This window comes from Roseibium sp. (genome assembly GCF_050301095.1).
GTDB lineage: Bacteria > Pseudomonadota > Alphaproteobacteria > Rhizobiales > Stappiaceae > Roseibium.
This window is the reverse complement of record NZ_JBNKYW010000032.1, coordinates 1-4897: the sequence shown is the minus strand read 5'-3', so window position 1 is coordinate 4897 and position 4897 is coordinate 1. Positions and strand designations below refer to the sequence as shown.

5 protein-coding genes are annotated in these 4897 nt (G+C 60.2%); 2 read left to right on the top strand and 3 right to left on the bottom strand.

From position 1 onward, the window contains the following. Both ACQY7U_RS02265 and ACQY7U_RS02260 read right to left on the bottom strand, forming a co-directional pair. Window positions 1-516 (bottom strand): substrate-binding domain-containing protein (locus ACQY7U_RS02265; protein ID WP_428641542.1); only part of this gene is annotated, 516 nt, incomplete at its 3' end. A gap of 25 nt (window positions 517-541) precedes the next feature. Then, on the bottom strand, window positions 542-1864 hold the full coding sequence (locus ACQY7U_RS02260; RefSeq protein WP_428641540.1) for an ROK family transcriptional regulator: 1323 nt from the start codon (window positions 1862-1864) through the stop codon (window positions 542-544). Between the two features lie 340 nt (window positions 1865-2204). On the opposite strand from ACQY7U_RS02260, the gene ade reads away from it, so the two are divergent. Further along, window positions 2205-3926 (top strand): adenine deaminase, encoded by a 1722-nt coding sequence (ade, locus tag ACQY7U_RS02255; protein ID WP_428641538.1) that lies wholly within the window; start codon window positions 2205-2207, stop codon window positions 3924-3926. An 8-nt stretch (window positions 3927-3934) separates the two neighbouring features. Here ade and ACQY7U_RS02250 read toward each other — a convergent pair whose 3' ends face one another. Further along, the gene (locus tag ACQY7U_RS02250) at window positions 3935-4480 is read right to left on the bottom strand and encodes a hypothetical protein (protein WP_428641536.1); all 546 of its coding nucleotides are present in this window, start codon (window positions 4478-4480) and stop codon (window positions 3935-3937) included. 81 nt (window positions 4481-4561) lie between these two features. Here ACQY7U_RS02250 and ACQY7U_RS02245 point away from each other — a divergent pair. Beyond that, on the top strand, window positions 4562-4897 hold a 336-nt coding region (locus tag ACQY7U_RS02245), incomplete at its 3' end, for an AAA family ATPase (protein ID WP_428641534.1).

The window sequence follows — 4897 nt, the reverse complement described above, 5'->3', positions numbered from 1 at the left end:
GTCGCGCAGAACGCCGACCGTCGGCTGGCTGATGCCAAGGTCGAGCATGGCGATCTTGGCATCGGCGGCCTTGTCGCCGAGGCTGGCGGCGGCCCACTGGCCGATCAGCTCACCGGCCTTGAAGTTGTCGGTGGCAAAGGTTGCGTCCGCGGCATCGATCGGATCGAGCGGGGTGTCGAGTGCAATCACCAGAAGACCGTTGTCGCGGGCCTGCTTTACGGCCGGAACGATGGAAGACGTGTCGGAAGCGGTGAGCAGGATACCTTTCGCGCCATCGGCGATGCAGGTTTCGATGGCGGCCACCTGGGTTTCGTGGTCACCGTCGACCTTGCCTGCAAAGGACTTCAGCTCGATGCCGAGTTCCTCTGCCTTGGCGGTTGCCCCTTCTTTCATCTTCACGAAAAACGGATTGGTGTCCGTCTTGGTGATCAGGCAGGCGGAGATGTCGGCAGCCGCTGCCGGAGTTGCTGCCATGGCTGCGAGAACGGAGCCCGTTGCGAGTAGTTTGCGGATCATGTGCGTTTTTCCTCCCTGGCCTGCTTCAGTCTGTACGGTCGGGTGCGGCCAGATGCGACCCCAACCGTGCTGCACGTGCCGGAAAGCTGGCTCGGTCTTCCGAGCTGCCCGCGCCGGCAGGTCCCTTGTCTTTCCCGCCCGTCAGAATTGTTGCCCTGGGCGAGAAATTGAAAAATTGCGGCAGGCTGGCCGCGCCGATCGCGCCGGCGTCGTGGCTGAAGCTGCCGATCCGAATGTCCGGTGATTGCCGCTTTTCCGGCGCCGCGCCCTCGACCGCGGCCATCAGGGCGGCCCGGAACATCTTGGGAAACGGTCCGCTCAAATCGCCGTCGATGACGACCAGAGGCATGTCCAGCAGGGCATAGGCCGAGCGCAGGGCAAGGGCGAGAGCCTCGACGCAGTCCGCCAACCATTCCCTGAACGTTTCATCGCCACGCTCCGCGGCCTGTTGCAGGTCCTGACGGTTCAGCCGGGCAAAGTCTTCGGGAGCCATGTGGCGGGCAAGTGCGACGAGAGAAGCCCGTGTCAGCAGAAGATCCCAGGCATGGCGCGACGGCGGGGCGGTCGTCAGGCTGCTTGGCGGGACCGGCATCATGGCAACGTCGCCGGCGTTTCCGGACACGCCCCGGATCACGTCGCCTTTCAGAACCAGACCGCCACCGATGGCGGGGCCCAGGAAGAGATATAGAAAATGGTCGTTCTGGCGGCCGAGGCCATAAAAGAGTTCTGCGACCGCAGCCGCCGTGCCGTCGTTTTCGCTGAAGACCGGAAGACCGGTAGCCTCCTCAAGCGCGGCAGCCAGGTCGTAGTCTTCCCATTTCCTGAAATCGGCTTCCGGTAGGCCGAGTTCGTGCAGCCAGGCACCCAGGTTAAAAGGTTGCGCCAGGCCGATGCCAGTGATGCGGCTCTGGTCGGTTTCGTCCAGACGCTGCCGGAGTTCCGCGAGATCCCTGGTCAGGATTTCCAGCGCCAGCTCCGGTGCCGGCAGGATAAGATCGTGCAGTCGGCGGTCGATGATTGTGCCGGAAAAATCCATCAGGACCGTTTCCATATTCGTCCGGTCCAGGCGAACACCGAAGGAATAGGCTCCGCAGGGAGCGAGCTTCAGGATGGTGGCCGGCTGACCCCGGCTGCCGTCGTGGCGTTTGCCGGCCTCGACGATCAGGCCTTCCTCGATCAAGTCCTGGATGATGGCGCCGATGGCCGCGTTGGTGAGCTGAACCGCCCTGGCAAGTTCGGCCTTCGACGCTTCCCCCGCCCTCCTCAGAATCTGGAGGACGATGCGTTCGTTGTAGCGTCTGAGCTGCGCGGAATTAGAACCGCGGCCGCTTTTGCGGACCTCCACCACCGTTCTTGCTCCTCCCTGTCTGCCGCCGCATTCAGGCGGAAACAGAATAATTTATTTTGATGAAATTATTCGTGCAGTTCCCCGATCTGTCAATGAGAATCTGCTGACGCGCCGCATGGAAAGTATGTTGCCCTGCGGTAAGTTGCTGAAAATGTTACATGAAAATTCAGCCCGCTCCCCGAAGCAACCTTCCCTTAGGTTAGGTCTAGTGCGCGAGGGAGTTGTGGCAAGTCGACCTTGCTATCATCCTGCAGGAAGGCCTACGCAGCTCTGAAAGCTTTGATGCGATCAGCAAGTTCCGTATTGTCGAAGACCAAAGAAGGATTCGGAGACAGGACTGATGCCGGCAAGACATGATGAAGCGTTTCTCGCAAGGGCGATTGCTGCGGGAGCAGGCGAGGCGCCGGCCGATCTGGTGATCAGGAATGTCCGGCTTTTCAGCGTGGTCGACGGATCGACGGTAGAAACGGATATCGCGGTGACCGGCGACCGGATCGTCGGAACGCACGGGCGATATGACGGCGAGACGGTGGTCGACGGCGGCGGTCTGACGGCGGTGCCCGGTTTCATTGACACTCATCTTCACGTCGAATCCTCGCTGGTCACGCCTTTTGAATTCGATCGCTGCGTGCTGCCGCATGGCGTGACGACAGCGATTTGCGATCCGCATGAAATCGCGAACGTTCTCGGTGCTGAGGGCATCCGCTACTTTCTGGACAGTTCGCTGGAAACCGTGATGGACCTCAGGGTCAATCTGTCTTCCTGTGTTCCGGCGACGGCGTTCGAGACTTCGGGCGCCTGCCTTGAAATCGAGGATCTGTTGCCCTACCGCGATCATCCGAGTGTGATCGGTCTTGCGGAATTCATGAATTTTCCCGGCGTTCTGGCGCGCGACCCGAAGGTCCTGGCCAAGCTTGCCGCTTTTCAGGACGGCCATATCGACGGCCATGCACCGCTGCTGCTCGGGCAGGGGCTCAACGGCTATCTGGCGGCCGGTATCCGCACCGACCATGAAGCCACCACGGCGGAAGAGGCGCTGGAAAAACTGGCCAAGGGCATGACGATCCTGATGCGCGAAGGCTCCGTGTCGAAGGACCTCGAAGCGCTTGCCCCAATCCTGACGCCGGATGTGTCGGCCTTCGTTGCCCTTTGCACCGATGACCGCAATCCGCTGGACATTGCCGAGGAGGGACATCTGGACAGCATGATCCGCCGCCTCATCGCCAAAGGCATCCGGCCGCTTGATGTCTACCGGGCGGCGAGCTGGTCCGCCGCAAATGCCTTCGGGCTGAAGGACCGCGGTGTGATCGCGCCCGGAAAACGGGCCGACATCGTGCTTCTGAAGGATTTTGAAGATTGCCGGGTCGAACAGGTCGTCAGCGGCGGCGTTCTGGTGAGCGATGATGCCTTTTCAAAACGGTCCATCGTTCAGCCCGTCGGTCTTGACAGCGTTCACGTGGATGCCGTCAACCCGTCGAGTTTCGCCATCCCGGCGCGCAACAGCGAGGCTGATGTCATTGGCGTCGTGCATGGCAGGATCATCACCGAACACCTGAAGCGCACCTTGCCGGTGGCGGGCGGCAAAACGCTGGTCGATCTGGACCAGGATGTCCTGAAGGTCGCTGTCGTCGAGCGTCACAGGAGAACCGGCAACATCGGTCTTGGCTTCGTCAATGGCTTCGGCATGAAGGAGGGGGCAATTGCTTCTTCCGTCGGTCATGACAGCCACAATATCTGTGTCGTCGGCGCGGATGAGGAGGCGATGGCCCATGCGGTCAACCGCGTGATCGCCATGAAGGGCGGGTTCGTGGTGGCCGACAAGGACGGGGTGAAGGCGGAGCTGCCACTGCCTCTGGCCGGCCTGATGAGCCTTGAACCGTTCGAGACGGTGAAGGAAGCCCTTGAGGAACTGCGGGCCGCTGCCAAAGACCTCGGCTGCGCGCTGGCCGAGCCGTTCCTGCAGGTCGCCTTCCTGCCGCTGCCTGTCATCCCGCACCTGAAAATCACCGATTTCGGCGTCTTCGACGTCAACAAATTCGAGCTTGTGGACCAGGGGAGTTGAAGACCCCCTCAGTATTTTCGCATCCGTCCTCTGAAGCGGGACCATTTAAGCGCTGACAAGGTGCCGTATAAAATTACGACAAGTCCGGTCAGCAGCGACCATTGCAAGACCTTGCTGTCGAAGGCGAAGTCTTCGAGATATTCGGTCGGATAGGCAATTCTTGGATTCAGCGGAAGGTAGGTGATTGAAATCCGTCCTGAAACCACATTGCCGGTGAATTTTTTCGGTATCCGGAAGGAGACGATCTTCGGTAGCGCATCCGGAGTCGCAAATTCGACGACAAGTATTTTGCCGTCGACCCAGTCTTCAAAATTCTTCAGGGAATTTCTGGGGCTTTGTCTGGCGGTCTTCAATTGCTCGTCCAAATCGGATGGAGCGCCCTGGATATTCAGGATCGTTCCCTCCGCCGTCTGGCCAAATCCTTTCAAAAGCCAGTATTTGAGGCCGCTGTCGTAGTGAAAATAGACCGAAATAACCACCGCACAGGCCACGAAGAACAGGAGGGCCAGATTTAGCGCGTGCCCGTCTTCAGCCGCTTCCCTCGGATTGTACATTGACCCGGGTTCCTGTTTCGATGTCTCGAACCTGCATGCATCATAAAGTAGTTTAGCCGTTCATTGGGAATTTTTACGATTATGATCCTGACACTTGCTGTTTCCGGCTACCGTTCCTTACGCGATATCGTTCTGCCGCTCGACCGGATCACGCTGGTGACCGGGGCCAACGGCAGCGGCAAGTCGAGCCTCTACAGATCGACCCGTTTATTGGCCGAGGTCTCGCAGGGCCAGGCGATCGCTTCGCTGGCGGCCGAGGGAGGGCTGCAGTCGACGCTCTGGGCGGGGCCGGAGGCTTTCTCCCGGGCGATGAAGCGGGGCGAGGTGCCTGTTCAGGGGACCTTGCGCAAGAATGTCATCAGCCTGAAACTCGGTTTTGCCGACGAGGACTACGGCTATGCCATCGATCTGGGCCTG